This window comes from Enterococcus sp. SMC-9 (assembly GCF_021011285.1).
GTDB lineage: Bacteria > Bacillota > Bacilli > Lactobacillales > Enterococcaceae > Enterococcus_C > Enterococcus_C montenegrensis.
On the sequence record NZ_JAILYE010000001.1, the window covers coordinates 62,113 to 77,980 of the forward strand.

Annotated in this window: 14 protein-coding genes; 2 read left to right on the forward strand and 12 right to left on the reverse strand. The window is 37.0% G+C overall.

Annotated features, from left to right (window positions below; translation table 11 throughout):
• Nucleotides 1-143: 143 nt before the first annotated feature.
• From thrS to K4422_RS00320, 4 genes are all read right to left on the reverse strand, one after another.
• Nucleotides 144-2,084, reverse strand: a complete 1,941-nt coding sequence (gene thrS / locus K4422_RS00305) for a threonine--tRNA ligase (protein WP_230708479.1) — start codon at nt 2,082-2,084, stop codon at nt 144-146.
• A gap of 290 nt (nt 2,085-2,374) precedes the next feature.
• Nucleotides 2,375-2,551: a 2-hydroxymuconate tautomerase gene (locus tag K4422_RS00310; protein WP_230708481.1), complete on the reverse strand. Its 177-nt coding sequence runs from the start codon at nt 2,549-2,551 to the stop codon at nt 2,375-2,377.
• 230 nt (nt 2,552-2,781) lie between these two features.
• Entirely contained in the window at nt 2,782-4,590 is a 1,809-nt protein-coding gene (locus K4422_RS00315) for a heavy metal translocating P-type ATPase (RefSeq protein WP_230708483.1), read from the reverse strand.
• Nucleotides 4,591-4,706: 116 nt separating this feature from the next.
• Nucleotides 4,707-5,591: an aminoglycoside 6-adenylyltransferase gene (locus K4422_RS00320; protein ID WP_230708485.1), complete on the reverse strand. Its 885-nt coding sequence runs from the start codon at nt 5,589-5,591 to the stop codon at nt 4,707-4,709.
• 88 nt (nt 5,592-5,679) lie between these two features.
• On the opposite strand from K4422_RS00320, the gene helD reads away from it, so the two are divergent.
• Nucleotides 5,680-7,959 carry an RNA polymerase recycling motor HelD gene (gene helD / locus K4422_RS00325; protein ID WP_230708487.1) on the forward strand — a complete coding sequence of 760 codons (2,280 nt, stop codon included), beginning with the start codon at nt 5,680-5,682 and terminating at the stop codon, nt 7,957-7,959.
• A gap of 83 nt (nt 7,960-8,042) precedes the next feature.
• Here the strand turns inward: helD and K4422_RS00330 are convergent, their stop codons facing one another.
• Entirely contained in the window at nt 8,043-8,690 is a 648-nt protein-coding gene (locus K4422_RS00330; RefSeq protein WP_230708489.1) for a hypothetical protein, read from the reverse strand.
• A 96-nt stretch (nt 8,691-8,786) separates the two neighbouring features.
• Nucleotides 8,787-10,298 carry a glycerol kinase GlpK gene (gene glpK / locus K4422_RS00335; protein WP_230708490.1) on the reverse strand — a complete coding sequence of 504 codons (1,512 nt, stop codon included), beginning with the start codon at nt 10,296-10,298 and terminating at the stop codon, nt 8,787-8,789.
• A 169-nt stretch (nt 10,299-10,467) separates the two neighbouring features.
• On the opposite strand from glpK, the gene K4422_RS00340 reads away from it, so the two are divergent.
• Nucleotides 10,468-11,109, forward strand: a complete 642-nt coding sequence (locus K4422_RS00340; RefSeq protein WP_230708492.1) for a DUF998 domain-containing protein — start codon at nt 10,468-10,470, stop codon at nt 11,107-11,109.
• A gap of 215 nt (nt 11,110-11,324) precedes the next feature.
• Here the strand turns inward: K4422_RS00340 and K4422_RS00345 are convergent, their stop codons facing one another.
• From K4422_RS00345 to rsfS, 6 genes are all read right to left on the reverse strand, one after another.
• Complete coding sequence (locus tag K4422_RS00345) at nt 11,325-11,720, reverse strand: DUF805 domain-containing protein (RefSeq protein WP_206904024.1); 396 nt, start codon at nt 11,718-11,720, stop codon at nt 11,325-11,327.
• 207 nt (nt 11,721-11,927) lie between these two features.
• A complete protein-coding gene (locus K4422_RS00350) occupies nt 11,928-12,236 on the reverse strand; it encodes a hypothetical protein (RefSeq protein WP_230708493.1) in 309 nt (102 codons plus the stop codon).
• A 450-nt stretch (nt 12,237-12,686) separates the two neighbouring features.
• Complete coding sequence (locus tag K4422_RS00355; protein WP_206904022.1) at nt 12,687-13,406, reverse strand: YebC/PmpR family DNA-binding transcriptional regulator; 720 nt, start codon at nt 13,404-13,406, stop codon at nt 12,687-12,689.
• A 94-nt stretch (nt 13,407-13,500) separates the two neighbouring features.
• Complete coding sequence (locus tag K4422_RS00360) at nt 13,501-14,664, reverse strand: nucleotidyltransferase (protein WP_230708494.1); 1,164 nt, start codon at nt 14,662-14,664, stop codon at nt 13,501-13,503.
• A gap of 107 nt (nt 14,665-14,771) precedes the next feature.
• Nucleotides 14,772-15,506 carry a class I SAM-dependent DNA methyltransferase gene (locus K4422_RS00365; protein ID WP_206904020.1) on the reverse strand — a complete coding sequence of 245 codons (735 nt, stop codon included), beginning with the start codon at nt 15,504-15,506 and terminating at the stop codon, nt 14,772-14,774.
• Nucleotide 15,507: 1 nt separating this feature from the next.
• Nucleotides 15,508-15,849 (reverse strand): ribosome silencing factor, encoded by a 342-nt coding sequence (rsfS, locus tag K4422_RS00370; protein WP_206904208.1) that lies wholly within the window; start codon nt 15,847-15,849, stop codon nt 15,508-15,510.
• Nucleotides 15,850-15,868: the final 19 nt, after the last annotated feature.

A 15,868-nucleotide genomic window follows, 5' to 3' on the forward strand; every position in this document is an offset into this window, starting at 1 on the left:
AATCAGTTCAATATGTAAAAGAAGCTGCCTCCTTTTACTTTATTACATTTCAAAAATAATTTTCCTGTATGAAAATTCTTCAGAACTTTCACAAATTACTTTATCATATAAATGTTTAAAAAGGCAGGTCAGCTTCAAAAAAATTATACGCGGCTGTAATTATTCACTTCAGCGGCAATCGCATCCACAAAAATATTCAACTCTTCAACAGAAGTCTCTTTACTTCCATAACGGCGTACATTTACTGTTGCATCTTTTACTTCATTATCGCCAACAACTAATTGATACGGAATTTTTTGTGTTTGGGAAGCACGAATTTTATACCCCATTTTTTCGTTGCGATCATCAACTTCAACACGAATTCCTTTTTCTTGCAAACGTTCTTTGATTTCATAAGCGTAATCTGAATGTGCTTCAACAGAAACAGGAATAATTGTCGCTTGGATCGGTGCTAACCAAGTTGGAAAAGCTCCTTTGTAAACTTCTGTTAAATAAGCGACAAAGCGTTCCATTGTTGAAACAATTCCTCGGTGGATAACAACAGGACGATGCGTATTTTCACCATCTTCACCCACATACGTTAAGTCAAAGCGTTCTGGTAATAAGAAGTCTAATTGGATAGTAGACAGTGTTTCTTCCATCCCCAAGGCTGTTTTAACTTGAACATCAAGTTTTGGACCATAAAAGGCTGCTTCCCCTTCTGCTTCAAAATATTCCAAACCAAGTTCATCCATCGCAGCTTTCAACATTGTCTGTGCATTTTCCCACATTGCGTCATCGTCAAAATATTTTTCAGTATTATTTGGGTCACGATAGCTCAAGCGGAAGCGATAGTCAGTAATATTGAAATCAGCATAGACATTCACCATCAAATCAAGTGTTCGTTTAAATTCATCTTTAATTTGGTCGGGACGAACAAAAGTATGGCCGTCATTTAATGTCATCTCCCGAACCCGTTGTAGCCCTGACAATGCACCTGATTTTTCATAACGATGCATCATACCAAGTTCAGCAATTCGAATTGGTAACTCACGATAAGAGTGTATGTCGTTTTTGTAAACCATCATATGGTGTGGGCAATTCATTGGACGTAAAACGAGCATTTCCCCATCCCCCATATCCATTGGCGGAAACATATCTTCGTGGTAGTGATCCCAGTGTCCAGAAGTTTTATACAATTCAACATCTGCCATGATTGGCGTATAAACGTGTTGGTAGCCAAGACTTACTTCTTTATCAACAATATAACGTTCGATAGTACGACGAATTGTTGCACCTTTTGGTAACCAGAATGGCAAGCCAGAGCCAACTTCTGGTGAAACCATAAATAAATCTAATTCTTTACCTAATTTACGGTGATCACGTTCTTTGGCTTCTTCTCTTTGTTTGATAAACTCTTTTAAATCTTTCTTATCAAAAAAGGCTGTTCCGTAAACACGTTGCATCATGTGATTGTCTGAATTTCCTCGCCAGTACGCACCAGCTACAGATAATAATTTGAAAACTTGAATACGACCTGTTGACGGAATATGAGGTCCACGGCATAAATCGACAAATTCTCCTTGACGGTAAGCAGTAATAATTTCATCAGCTGGTAATTCACTGATTAATTCAACTTTGTAAGGATCTTCTTTAAACAATGCTAAAGCTTCATCTTTAGATAAAACTAAACGTTCAATTGGCAAATTTTCCTTAACGATTTTCATCATTTCTGCTTCAATAGCTGGTAGATCTTCCGCAGTAATTGGGTGATCACCATTATCTGTATCGTAGTAAAAACCACTTTCAATTGCCGGGCCGACACCAAAGTTAATATTTGGGAATAAGCGACGAGCTGCTTGCGCCATCAAATGCGCAGTCGAGTGGCGCAATAAAGGTAGCGCTTCTTCATCAGCTGGTGTAATAATCGCTATGGTAGCATCCGCTTCAATTGGACGACTCAAATCGACTAATTCTCCGTTTACTTTGCCAGCTAACGCTTTTTTAGCCAAGCTATTGGAAATACTAGCTGCGATATCTTTAGTTGTTACACCGGCTTCAAATTCTTTTTTCGCGCCATCTGGAAACGTAATTGTAATTGCCATAAATAATTCCTCCTTAATAATAAAAAAAGTCCTAGCGCTACAATAGCACTAGGACGTAATTAACGTGGTTCCACCTAATTTTAAGACAAATATTGTCTCTTCTCTTAAAGCAGGTAACGGTTGCTTTCCGCCTGAGATTAATCAGGAGTTCATAAAGTGGTCATCATTTGGTTTTCTGCTAGAAAACTTTCAGCAATTGTTTTCCTCTCTGTTACAGACTCTCAAAGTCAGTTGGCTTTAATAAGTTGTTTTTATTTAAACACTTCTTTTTGAAAAATGCAAGAATGAACTTACTTAAATTCACCATTTACGGCATAAGTCCCTTTTTTCATTTCATTTATAATAACGTGGATGTGTTCTTTTGGGGCCCCTGTATTTTTATGGACTGCTTCTGTGACGTCTTTCATCATTGCAGCTAATTGTTCTTTACTGCGGCCTTCAACTAATTCAATGTGAACAAATGGCATATCTTTCACTTCCTTTTTTTAATTACCTTTATTTTAACCATAAACCAAAAGAAATGTCTCCTATAAAACCCAAATTGTTTAGATACAATGCATTGCTTTTGAGATATATTTTAGAAGTTGACAACCTTTTTTATTTATGTGCGACTTAGCCGTATATTATCCTCTTATCCGTCTTGTAACTAGTTGTAAGAGACGACTCCATATTCTTTCACAAAAGGGTTTATTATTTTTTATTGTGCTTTATCCTTTACTGGCTTTCGATCATTTTTAGCCCGCAAAGCACTCAAAATTGAAACGGTGTCAACAACCTCTTGTAACATTGCCCCAATTAACGCTGGGATTACACCAGTGCTTGCAATCAGCATTAAACCCACACAGATAAAAATACCAATCAAAACTGACTGACGCGCAATTTTCATCGTATCTTGTGCGACTTCCACTGCTGTGGCAACACGGCTTAAATCATCTTTCAAAATAACAGCGTCTGCGCTCTCCGAAGCGGCAGAAGATCCATGTGCCCCCATCGCAATTCCGACATCGGCAATAGCTAAGGCAGGCGCATCATTAATGCCATCGCCAACCATAATTAATGGACGCTCAGTTTTTGCTATATTTTTTAAGACATTAATTTTATCTTGTGGTAAACACTCAGCAAAGACTGCCTGAATGCCAACTTCAGTAGCAGTCGACTCTGCAATTTTTTTGCGATCTCCAGTTAACATAATTTCATTATCGACACCTAGAAAACGTAATTGCGCGATTGTTTTTTGCGCTTCAGGTCTTATTTCATCTGTAAAAGTTACACTACCGATGTATTGATCATCTAAAGAAGCAAAAATCATCGTTTTGTCCCCCGCTTGAACAGCCCCATGCGCAAAATCAGCACGCCCAATTTTAATTACTTGCCCATTTATTTCACCTTTTACACCAGAACCGACTACTTCTTCCAAATTTGTAACCGGCACTAGTGGCACACGTTTTTGCGCATAAGATACAAGAGAACGGGCCAGGATATGCAATGATTCTTGTTCGGCACTGGCCAAGTAGCTCAAAAATTTATCTTCAGAAAAACCAGCGACTGGATTTATTTTTTCAACAGTTAATTGACCTTTTGTAATCGTCCCAGTTTTATCAAAGGCAATAGTTTTGGCTGCGGCTAGCTTTTCAACTGTCGTGCCCGTTTTCACTACGATCCCATTACGACTGGAGCGACTCATTCCAGCAACTAAAGCAACGGGCGCTGCTAAAATCAACGGGCAAGGAGAAGCTACAACTAAGACTTCTGCAAAACGAACCGGATCTTTGGTCACAAACCAAGCAATACCTCCAATTAAATAGGCAACCGCCGTAAACGGAACTGCGTAGCGATCTGCCATCCGGACAAAATGAGCCGGTTTTTCCTGAGATTCTTTCACCAGCTTGACAATTTGCTGGTACTGGGAGTCTTCTGCTAATGAGGTTACTTTATAGAGCAGTGTGCCTTCTCCGTTCACAGAACCTGACATAATTTCATCCCCAATATTTTTATCAACTGGTCGGGATTCTCCTGTTAAAGATGATTCATCAACACTTCCAGCTTGTAATGCCTCTCCGTCAACAGGTACGATTTCATGTGGTTTTACAACTAAAACATCGTTGACTTGCACTTTATCTAACGTTAAATCTTCTAAGCGCTCACCAATTTTACGGTGAGCGATTTGCGGCGAATTATCTAATAAAGATTGTAATTCCCGTCCTGCTTGCCGACTCGCGTAATCTTCTAGACTATCGCCACCTGTTAACATAATCAAAATCATCAAGCTAGCCCAATATTCGCCAACTGCTAATGTTGCAACAATCGCAGTAATCGCTAAAATATCTACTCCGTAACGACCAGAGCGCAATGTCTTAATCATTTCAATTAACATGGTCAAGGCCATAACGCCACCTACAATCGTGACTAAAAGATAAGCCCATTGCCCTTGTTTTAAAATAAATTCAAAGAAGAGGGCAAACGCACCTACTACTAATGTTAAGAAAAATTTTTTAAAATGACTCATTTTCATTCCCCACCTTCCCACTTACTACTGTAAGCCTCAATTAAAGGATAGCTTTCTTAGCTTAAAATAGAAATGAAAAAGTGCTAACTGAAACAAATAATCATTTACAATTAGATTTATAAATTACCAGGATACCATTGTTTACAGTAATCTAAGACATTTTCAGCAGTTTGTAAATCATATGAAAAGCCACATTTCTCTGCATAGCTTATTGCATTTTGCTGAAATAATTGTTGCGTTGCAAAAAGGCTCTCCCATGTTTTTGCCAGCGTAGTAAAATCAAATAATCCCATTAAATTTTGAGAAACATCCGCTTGTAAAAAATGTAGTAAATACTTATCATTTTTACCGGTATCAATTTTATCATTGTACTTTAAGGCAACTTGCCAAGTGAGTAAGCGGCGTAACTCCTTTTGACAAGTTCCATAGAGATGATCGATTGCATAAAGATTTTCTTGACGCCACAGTCCCTTCACCACATAAGTAGATACCCACCAAAATTCGTTACAACAATCTAAAAATTCTGCTTGAGTAGGTTTTTTTACAAAATAAGGTGTCTTACTATTTTGTGAAAATGTAGGCAAAAGATGCGTGGGATCCCAAAGCGTTTTTACGATTTTTTCCTGGGCTAACCATTCCTCTTTATTTTTTATGGGACACAAAGTTAAATCGATGCGATTCCCATCCAAAAACAACATTAAAAATGTAAAACAAGCCCCTAATGTGGCAGGAAATAAGGTCATTTCTTCAGGACATTGCATAATTAATCTTTTACCAAAATTTTCTAACCAACTTCTATCACGCAGTAGTGCCTTTTTTTCATCAACTAAATAAACAACATCATAATCTTGAAAGCTATCTTTTGTAGCATTGGGATTTACTCTGGAACCAGTCAGCGCTACGGCTTTAACTTGTGGTTGGGATTTGGCAATATTTAAAATCAAATCATACATTTCTTTTTCAGTACGCATTTTCTTATCCTTTCTTTTCAAAGTTTCCAAAGCCCAGTCTTTTTTTCAACCCGAAAACTGTGCTATAATTTTATGGCGTGATTTTTTATCACACTTTTACGAAACGGAGGCTTGTTTTATGGATGAACGTGCCAAAGAGCAGCAACATGTCGAATGGACAATTGCGCTTATTTACAACGAGCAACAATTAATTAAAGAACAACAACAACAATTAAGTGGCAAAATGCAAGCCGAACTAAAAGAAGTAGCCGACCATCAAATTCGTGGTGGCTCAGACGAAGCATTTTACGAATCTGCGGTTGAATATCGCCAACATGAACAAGAACTATTATTAAAATACCACACTGCTGAAAGCCAAGGAAAACGTTTAAAAACTTTGGCTACTATGAAAGACAATCCCTACTTTGCTCGAATAGATTTTACTGAGGGCAAAGAAGGCAAAGAAACACTTTATCTTGGAATCGCTTCTTTACGGGATAAAAACCAAGAAACCATCGTCATTGATTGGCGCGCGCCAATTGCCAATCTTTATTATGAAGGTGAATTAGGGCCTGCCTTTTACGAAACTGATCACGATCGTTATGAAGTAGAACTTTTACTTAAGCGGCAATTTAAAATTCTAGCGGGTAAAATGCTTTCGATGGTAGACACATCAGAAGTAATCAACGATGAGTTTTTATTAGAAATTCTAGATGAAGCTTCTTCTTCTCAGATGAAAAATATTGTCTCCACCATTCAAAAAGCGCAAAACAAAATTATTCGCGATACCACCAGTAAGATAATGTTAATTGAAGGAATTGCTGGTAGCGGTAAAACGTCAGCACTCTTACAGCGAATTGCATTTTTATTATATCGCAATCGCAAATGGTTAGCTGATGAACAGGTACTCTTGTTTTCACCAAATCACTTATTTTCTGACTATATTTCTATGGTTTTGCCTTCATTAGGAGAAAGTACAGTTCCAACGCGGACATTTCGTGCCTTTATGGATCAACTATTACCAAATTTTACAATTGAAAAAGAAGCAGAACAAGAAACTGTCTTTTTAACTGGTAATGAAAAACAAAGTGAACGCCTTAAAAGTAGTTTGGTCTTAGTTAAAGCAAGTAAGAATTACATTCAAAAAATTACACAATTAGGACCTTTGTTCCGCAATCTTAAAATTAACGGGCAAACTTTAATTTCCACAAAACAAATGCGCAATTGGTACGAAGAAACAAATCCTAACTTACCGCTTTATCAACGAACACAACTTTTACAAACAAAACTGCTAAAAAAAGTTGGCGGTTTACAAAAAGATGAAGCGAAAAAAAGCTGGGTGAAAGATGCTGCAGAAGAAGAATTACAACAATACTTTGCTGACCATCCGAATTTAACCGATTCTGAAGAAAATGAACGAAAATTACGGAATCAAATCAAAAAGCAAATTGTTAAGCGCCATTTTCGTAGCATGGTAAGAAGCATCAAGCGATTTCAATTTATTAACTTTTCAAAGCAATACCTCCACTTTTTACAAAGTATTCCAAAGAAAGTTTTATCAGCTCACCACGTTGATCTAACCCAGTGGCAAAAAAGCATTGAAGAAACGCGCAGGCTGTTAAAAAATCGTCTTTTAAAACAAGAAGACGCAGTTTTGTTCTTTTTATTGTTAAAAGGATTGCGCCCAGTCGACTTACCTGTGCAAGCACGCTTTATTTTTATTGACGAAATGCAAGACTTTCCCCCTGCGCAAGTAGCCCTTTTGCGAGAATTATACCCGCAGGCTAATCTGACTTTATGTGGTGATTTAAATCAAAAAGTTTTTGGTAATGAAACAATTGTGGGAAATTTAGCTGATCTTTTTTCAGATCAAGCAGTTACCCGTTATCAGCTAACCACTAGTTATCGTTCAACCAAAGAAATTACCGATTTTGCCAATCAGTTTTTATCTGAAGATGATACTGTGGAGTTGACCGCCAGAAAAGGTGATCTACCGACGCTTGTTACAGGCTTTAATGAACAGCAATGTTTGACTTATTTAAAAAATGATCTAAAAGCAAATGAAGCAAAAGCCAAATACTGGCGTACCGCCATTATTTGCCGCACTAGTCAAGACTGCGTGAACTTGTATCATGCGCTAGATCAAGATTTACAAAAAGAAATTCAATTAATTGTTTCTGAAGAAGACTTTATGAAACGTCGTATTATGATTATTCCGGCCTATTTGGCAAAGGGATTAGAATTTGATCGCGTCTATGCTTGGCAAGTAGATGAAAGTTTCAAAACACCACAAGATCGTTTAATTTTCTATACGATTGCAACGCGGGCAATGCATGAATTAACGGTGATAAGCCCGGAAGTTCTCTCGCCATTTTTTGATACAGCCGATCCTTTAACCTTTAATAAAATCGTCTTATAACAATTTTAGCCATAAAAACCCAAACCAATGACAAAGCACTGCCGAAATTTTTCGCAGCTGCTAGCAATAGGTTTGGGTTTTTTTTATATGAATAATTTCGTATTGGGATATTTCAATTGAATTAATTGCAAAATCATTTTTAATTCTGAGGATTGCTTTTTATCTTCTTCATCAAAGATTTTTGCGTGGCGACCAACCAGTCCGTTATCTAATAGTCGATGTTGCTTGTTCCATTCTTTAAAGGTAGCAAGGTTAGCACAATGACTTATTGGCAAACCAGCCGCATCTAAAATCTCCGATAGACGAAAAACTAAAAAAGCACTGTCAATTACAGTAAATTCATGATACAGACGCTTATTTTTTACCTTTTCGTAATCCTGTAAGATGACTTTTTGCGGTTCATTTTTTAAATACCATGCTAATAAAATGAAAAAACTCTCCAAACGATACTCTTCCGAAAAAAGTTCATAACTTTCTGGATTATGGCGGAATACTAAGGGAATTAAATATTTTTTACGATAGATTAACATGGGTGCTTGGGTTACAGAGTAGTAAACATAACGATTTAAATAACCCGCGCCTCGAAAATCCCCCAAGCGATAGCCATCGACACCAAAGCTTTGACACCTCCGCGCTAAAGTTGAACAATCACTAACCGAGACGGCTAATTCTGCCTTTTGTTGGTAATCACTTAAAATGCGATCAAAGGGTTCTAAACTAATTTTTTCCAAAGATTTCCACCACCTTAAAGATAACGTTTCCACTCAATTAGTATACCATATTTTTTTCAAATACAAGTACTTGCTAGCTAGTCTGGGAAAAAAACGTTATTTTTCTAATGGTCGATGCTTAAAGCCCATAGTAGCATTTACTGCCTCTTGCCACCCTGCATATAAATTTTCGCAAATTTCTTTTGCCATTTTTGGTTCAAAGGATTTTCCCTGCGCTTGAAATGTTTGCAATTCATCTAAGTCTTGCCAAAAACCAACAGCAAGACCGGCTAAATAAGCTACCCCTAAAGCCGTAGTTTCTAGATAGCTGGCTCTTTCAACTGGCGTTTGTAAAATATCTGCTTGAAATTGCAATAACAGCTCATTTTTTGAGGCGCCACCGTCAACTTTTAAAATGGTAATCGGTGTTTTGGCATCTTCTGCCATCGTTTTAACAACGTCACAAGTTTGATAAGCTAATGACTCCAGTGTTGCACGAATTAAATGTTCTTTTGTTGTACCACGAGTCAAACCAAAAATTGCACCGCGCGCTTCTTGGTCCCAATAAGGTGCACCTAATCCAGTAAAAGCCGGAACAACATACACATTATCACTATCTTTAACACGACTGGCATAAGTCTCAGAATCCGGCGCTTGATCAAACAAACGCAGTCCGTCGCGTAACCATTGAATAGCAGAACCTGCAACAAAAATACTCCCTTCTAATGCATAAGTAATTTTGCCGTTAATTCCATAACCAATGGTCGTCAGCAATCCATTTTGAGAGGTGATTGCATCACTGCCGGTATTCATAACAATAAAGGCTCCTGTTCCATACGTATTTTTGACATTGCCAACTTCAAAAGCCTGCTGCCCAAACAACGCAGCTTGTTGATCACCGGCCATACCTGCGATTGGGATTTTTTGACCATAAAATAAATAATCGTCTGTGTAACCATAAATTTCAGAATTTGAACGGACTTCAGGCAATAATGTTTTGGGAATATCCAAAAGACTTAGAATTTCTTCATCCCAACACAAGTCGTGAATGTTAAACATCATTGTTCGACTGGCATTCGTGTAATCGGTCACGTGAACCTTACCGCCAGTTAATTTCCACAAAAGCCACGTGTCAATTGTTCCAAATAACAATGCACCTTCTTCTGCCTGCTTTCTTGCACCACGAACGTTATCTAAAATCCATTTTACCTTTGTCGCCGAAAAATAAGAGTCAATCAAAAGGCCAGTCTTTTGTTGAATCATTTCGCTATGACCTGCTTCTTTTAAAGCTGCCGCAATTTCATTCGTTTGCTTTGACTGCCATACAATCGCATTATAAATTGGTTCTCCTGTTTCTTTATCCCAGATTACTGTCGTTTCCCGCTGATTGGTAATCCCGATTGCTGCAATTTGATGCGGCTTAATATTGCCATCGATTAAGGCGTCTGCAATCACTGACTGAATTGAATTCCAAATTTCAACCGGATTGTGTTCTACCCAGCCGGCTTTAGGAAAAATCTGAGGAAATTCCCGCTGTGCACTAACCACAGCTTTTCCTGCTTTATTAAAAATGATGGCCCGAGAACTAGTTGTTCCTTGGTCCAACGCTAAAATGTATTTTGCTTTCACACGATTAACCTCTTTCTTTCTATCTTCAAAGCATTAATAGTATAGCACAATTTGACAATTTTCCGATTAGGATTTGGTAGCCCTTACGCAAAGTCTTTTTAGTTTCCAAGTTAACCAAATAAGATTAAAATATTATTTGTAAGTAAATTGAATTATTGGAGTGATTAACATGAAATTGTTAAAAGAATATGGCTTTTATTTATTGTTATTAGCCATTGTCAGTGAGATCGCACTCCCTTTTATTTTGGCGAAGTACTATCCCAATTATAGTCAAATTAATGATCTCATCTCAACTTTTGGTGAAACCGACAGCCCGACAAAATGGGCATTTAAAATCTGGGAAATTATTAACGGTACTCTCTTTGTCTTAAGTGGCCCAGCTATCTTTCAGCGGTTCAAAGAAACAAATTCTCAACTGGCGTTGGTTCTTTCTTTGATGGTAATGTTGTTTGGTATTGGCGACTGTATTATTACCGGTATTTTCGACCGAGCAGCTAACTCCAGCGAAGTAGACTTCACCTCACTGCTTCACAATTACGCTTCAGGAGCAGGGTTTGTTGCACTTTTAGTGGGAACATTACTTTTATTTCTCCTCTATCAAAAAGAAAAAAATTCAGTAATGATTATTTTATTACCACTTATTTTTATTGCTGCTTTGATTTTTATGTTTTTATTTGCAATGCCAAAAATCCCAATTATTAGCCAATTCCAAGTTTCCCACCGGGGATTATGGCAACGGCTCAACTTATGGTTTTTATATTTGCCATATTTTATTGCCGCGCTACAAAGTCTTTTTACCAAGTCAGCATAATAAAAAAGTTACTTGCACTCAGTTGCCTTGCTAACAATAAAAAATTTCGGCTTAAGGCTTAGAAGCCAGTTTGAGGGGATTAAAAGTGCTAAAGTAGTCCTATTAATATTTTTTCTTGTGAAAAATAAAATGGATACTTCTGTGCCGCCAGACCAAAAAAGCACCTGCAACACTTCACTGTGAAATGTTGCAGGTGCTTTTTTTAGCTTTTCATCCTAAAATTCTGATTGATTCTGAGGCCAACGTGTATTGGATTTACTTGGCAAAATTAGTGTAATGAAAATAACGATCGTACCGATTATTGGAATTAAGTAAAACAAAATCCACCAATTGCTGTGATTGCGATCATGTAGGCGTCTTGCTCGTACAGTAAAATTAGCGAGCCAGATTAATGCATTTAATAAAATAAAAATGATTGTAATCGTGTTCCACTCTTTGATGACCGTCACATCATCTGGTGTAATTTCTATATAACGGCTAACACCCGTTAGAATGGAGTAAAGTGCCAATACCAAATAATTCACGAGTTGTGGCCACCAATATTGCCCTCTTTTTGCAGAGGCATTCATTACAGTCATATTATGCCAGTATTCTTTATATGCTTGAATCATATTATCCCCTCCTATTCCACTATCCCAAAGCTTGGAAAAGTTGTCAAAAATTAAGCTTAAATATGCTAATTTAGAGTTTGCCTCCTTTTTGCGATTTTATCTTGAAAAAAATCAGCTTAAGATAGCGTCCAAATTATTTTAACTTAATCAAATAGGAGCGGTCTTTTACTTATTTTTAGCTTCAAATATTTGATCTGACGAGCCGTTTTATTTTTCTTTTTTTAAATCACTCCAACTAAACCCACTATCGACAATATCCACCAGTAAAAGTGGTATCCCAATCAAAACAGCAAGATCTGGCGGTGAGACATAATTAAGGTCGGCATTCAAAAATACACTGGCCAATTCTGGAATATCTTTTATAAAGGTAGCAAACAAAGCGAATACAAATAGCGCTATTCTAACGATAATCGTTGCAAGTAAAGCCTTTTTCTTTTCACTACTATTAAAAAATCTACCCGCTATCGCAAATGCAAGATAAACAAAAACTAAAATCGGAACACTTTTTATTCTCATCATCTTTCCCCCTTGTAAAAGCATACCACTTTGATAGAAAAATATGACAAGAATCTCCACTTTCAAATCAATTCTATAAATGAATTAGCCTTTTTGTACTTATTGTGGATAACACCACTAAGCATGTACTTTTTTATTGTTCTAATGCTGTTCTTTTAACTTAGAAGTGTTGAATCCATCGAATTGTCGTGCTACTCTTTTTCCATGGTATGATATTGAAATTTTCTCCTTTGTAGGCTGTTAGCATCGGTTGGCTAACAGCCTTTTAATTTTTTTAGTTTCAATTAAGGAAAACAGTTACGCAAATTTAAATAAACAAAAAAAGAGAGCTACTTTTTGATAAGCTCCCTTAACTAGGTCAAAGAAAAATTAAATTCTAGTTATTGGAGCATATCAATTAGTAGTCCTCTTTTTAACTATTCGTAACTTTTATATTCTATGTTAACTATCTTAATCGTCCAATTCTACATTGTGGAAGATTTGTTGTACATCTTCCAAATCGTCTAAGGCATCGATCATTTTTTCAAATTTTTCTAAATCTTCGCCTGTTAATTGGATTTCATTTTGAGGCATCATTTGAATTTCTGCTACTGAAAACTCAGCAATTCCTTTTTCCTTTAATGCTGCTTGAATACTGTTAAAGTCCTCTGGTTCCCCATAAACGATGATTTGATCGTCTTCTTTTGTAACATCGCGAACATCAATGTCTTTTTCCATTAGGTATTCTAAAATTTCATCGGCATCTTCGCCGGCAAAACCAAAAATCGCAGTATTATCAAACATGTAACTAACAGCCCCAGATACTCCCATATTCCCGCCATTTTTACCAAAAGCAGCGCGAACATCAGCAGCGGTACGATTAACGTTATTGGTTAAGGCATCTACAATTACCATTGAACCATTTGGCCCAAAGCCTTCATAACGCAACTCTTGATAATTTTCATCGCCAGATCCTTTTGCTTTTTCAATCGCACGATCAATGATGTGTTTTGGCACATTATACGTTTTCGCCCGTTCGATAACAAAACGTAATTTTTGGTTGGCGTGGGGATCAGGATCACCTGATTTTGCTGCTGCGTAGATTTCAATCCCAAATTTTGCATAAACACGACTATTTGCACCGTCTTTTGCGGTCTTTTTCGCGACGATATTTGCCCACTTACGACCCATACTTTCACTTCCGTTTCTATATTATTCAACTGACGAAAAAACGTCCTTTTCCATTATACTTGTGTGAAGGCTTCCTGTGAAGTATTTTTTAGTCTCAATTCAATTTCAAAGGCCTTCGACCAAAATTTTGTTCGCTAATGTCTTTACTTGCCAACCGATAAATTTCATCGGCTCTTAAAGTTAAGGGGACTTGATTGGCACCACTTTTGCCGATTTTTGCAAGTAGTGGCCAAGGGGTCACTTTTTTAAGTTGATTCAAATATTTTTGTCCTTTACGGTTAAACCCGAGTATACGCAAATAATTATCTGACCAAGCAAGCTGCATTTCAGCACGTGTAATATTCAACAAAATATAACATAGCTGTCTTTGAATCCGGGTTAATGTATAATGCTTTGATTTTACTTGAGACAAAAAATCCGTAAAATCTGTGGTATTAAGTGCAGTTTGCTGCATTTTCAAGGCAAGCCCTGATTCCATTTGATAGAGGATTAATAAATCTTCTAGGCTACTACTCATTAAGCGGTAACGTAAATAAGGCCAAAAGTTATGCCAATCAACAGAATATTTTTCTACACTTTGTTTTGTCTTGGTTGGTACAAAATTAGAAATATCGCCATCTTCTTGAAGTAACTTACGAATTGCTGTAGCGCTGGCGATTTTTCCATCTGTAATTTGAATATCGTGATAACCTGCTTTTTGTCTTTTAATAGCAATTAAATTCATCGGATTTTGCAGCTGCGCATTTTCTTTGGCATAACTCAAACCCAAAATATGATTAGGCAACATTTGATTAACTTGCGGTAGGTTAAACAGTTCCTGATAAACTTCTTGCATAATTTGTGGATACGTCTTTTTTTGATCCGCCTTTCGTTGAAACAGTGCCTTTATTTCAGCAGACTGCCGATTCAACTGTTGTCCAAAAGCATTATAATCAAACGTTGCATCATAATCAGTTCCAAAGCACAAACTATCACATTGTAATGCTGCCAGCGTTTTGATGCCGCCTTTTGCAAATATATCCGCTGCTTGGCAAGCGTATTGAATGGGTAATTCAATTACTAAATCCACACCATGAGCCAGTGCAGCATCTGCTCTTTGCCATTTATCCACCACCGCTGGCTCTCCTCGCTGCAAAAAATTTCCACTCATTACAGCAATGACAACGTCCGCCTGACTTTTCTTGCGGGCTGTTTTGATATGATAAAGATGGCCATTATGAAAGGGATTGTATTCAACAATAACACCGCAAGCTTTCATTTTTCTTTCCTTTCTTTTTAAAACAGGTAATTATGACATAAACAAATATAACCGGACTGATATGTTAAAACGTTTCATATCTTGCGTCCGGATAATTTTGTATTCACTTATTTTTGACAAACAAAAAACCAACGGCGCGTTTTTTCATTTGGCTGACTATCGGTGAAATCACCAAAGCACTCTATCTGATTAAACCCAGCATTTTCCAACATTCTTTGATAAAGTTCCAATGAGTAAGTACGTTCTTTATGCAACTCATCTCTGCGTTCAAATAAATCGCACTCTGTGTTTTGCGCGACAAAAAAAGTTAGAAAATGTTCAATACTATCAGGTAGCTTTCCTTGATAACTTTCCCACAAAAAAGCAAACTCATCGGTTTGATAATGGTAGTTATAATCAGGAAAAACTTCATTGATTTGATAAAGAGAGTGAACATCAAAAATGAAGATTCCCTCTTTTTTTAACAGCTGATAGACACCATCAAAAACTTGTTGAACGGCTTGTTCATCTGGCATATAGCATAGTGAATCCGAAAAGCACGTAACAGCTTCGTATTCGCCGATATCATTTAAATCCAGCATATCACCTTCAATAAATTGTACCGAAACATCCGCTTCAAAAGCTCGTTGGCTTGCAATCATTAACATTTCTTCCGATAAATCTAAAGCCGTCACATCATAACCGTCTTTGGCAAAGCGACAGGCTAGTGCCCCGGTACCACATGCCAATTCTAGTAATTGTTTTTTTTGCTTTAAATGGCGCTTTGAAAATTCATACCATTTTTCATATAGACTTTTATCCATCACTTCATCATAAACAAAAGCAAATGTTTCATATGTCATTTTAAGATACAAGCCATGCATTTAGGTCAACTAAAGGTGCGTCAGACCACAATTTTTCTAAATTGTAAAATTCCCGCTCGCTTGTGCTAAATACGTGGACAATAACATCCCCTAGATCAATTAAAACCCATTTAGCTCCGTCTTTACCTTCAATTCTTTTGATGGCAACTCCTTGTGTTTCTTCTTTTTCGACGATTTCATCAATGATCGCATTAATCTGACGTTCACTATTTGCAGAACAAATTAAAAAATAATCTGCCAATAGGGAAATTTCTCGCACATCTAATGCAATAATATCTTGCGCATGTTTTGAATCAGCAGCTTCTACTGCTGTTTGTAAAATCTTTTCACTTTCTATGGTA

Coding starts and splice junctions, on each gene's coding strand:
- K4422_RS00360 (WP_230708494.1), bottom strand. CDS start 14,664: ATGAAAGCTTGCGGTGTTATTGTTGAATACAATCCCTTTCATAATGGC.
- K4422_RS00355 (WP_206904022.1), bottom strand. CDS start 13,406: ATGGGTCGTAAGTGGGCAAATATCGTCGCGAAAAAGACCGCAAAAGAC.
- K4422_RS00315 (WP_230708483.1), bottom strand. CDS start 4,590: ATGAGTCATTTTAAAAAATTTTTCTTAACATTAGTAGTAGGTGCGTTT.
- K4422_RS00310 (WP_230708481.1), bottom strand. CDS start 2,551: ATGCCATTTGTTCACATTGAATTAGTTGAAGGCCGCAGTAAAGAACAA.
- K4422_RS00345 (WP_206904024.1), bottom strand. CDS start 11,720: ATGATTCAAGCATATAAAGAATACTGGCATAATATGACTGTAATGAAT.
- K4422_RS00340 (WP_230708492.1), top strand. CDS start 10,468: ATGAAATTGTTAAAAGAATATGGCTTTTATTTATTGTTATTAGCCATT.
- K4422_RS00350 (WP_230708493.1), bottom strand. CDS start 12,236: ATGAGAATAAAAAGTGTTCCGATTTTAGTTTTTGTTTATCTTGCATTT.
- K4422_RS00365 (WP_206904020.1), bottom strand. CDS start 15,506: ATGACATATGAAACATTTGCTTTTGTTTATGATGAAGTGATGGATAAA.
- thrS (WP_230708479.1), bottom strand. CDS start 2,084: ATGGCAATTACAATTACGTTTCCAGATGGCGCGAAAAAAGAATTTGAA.
- helD (WP_230708487.1), top strand. CDS start 5,680: ATGGATGAACGTGCCAAAGAGCAGCAACATGTCGAATGGACAATTGCG.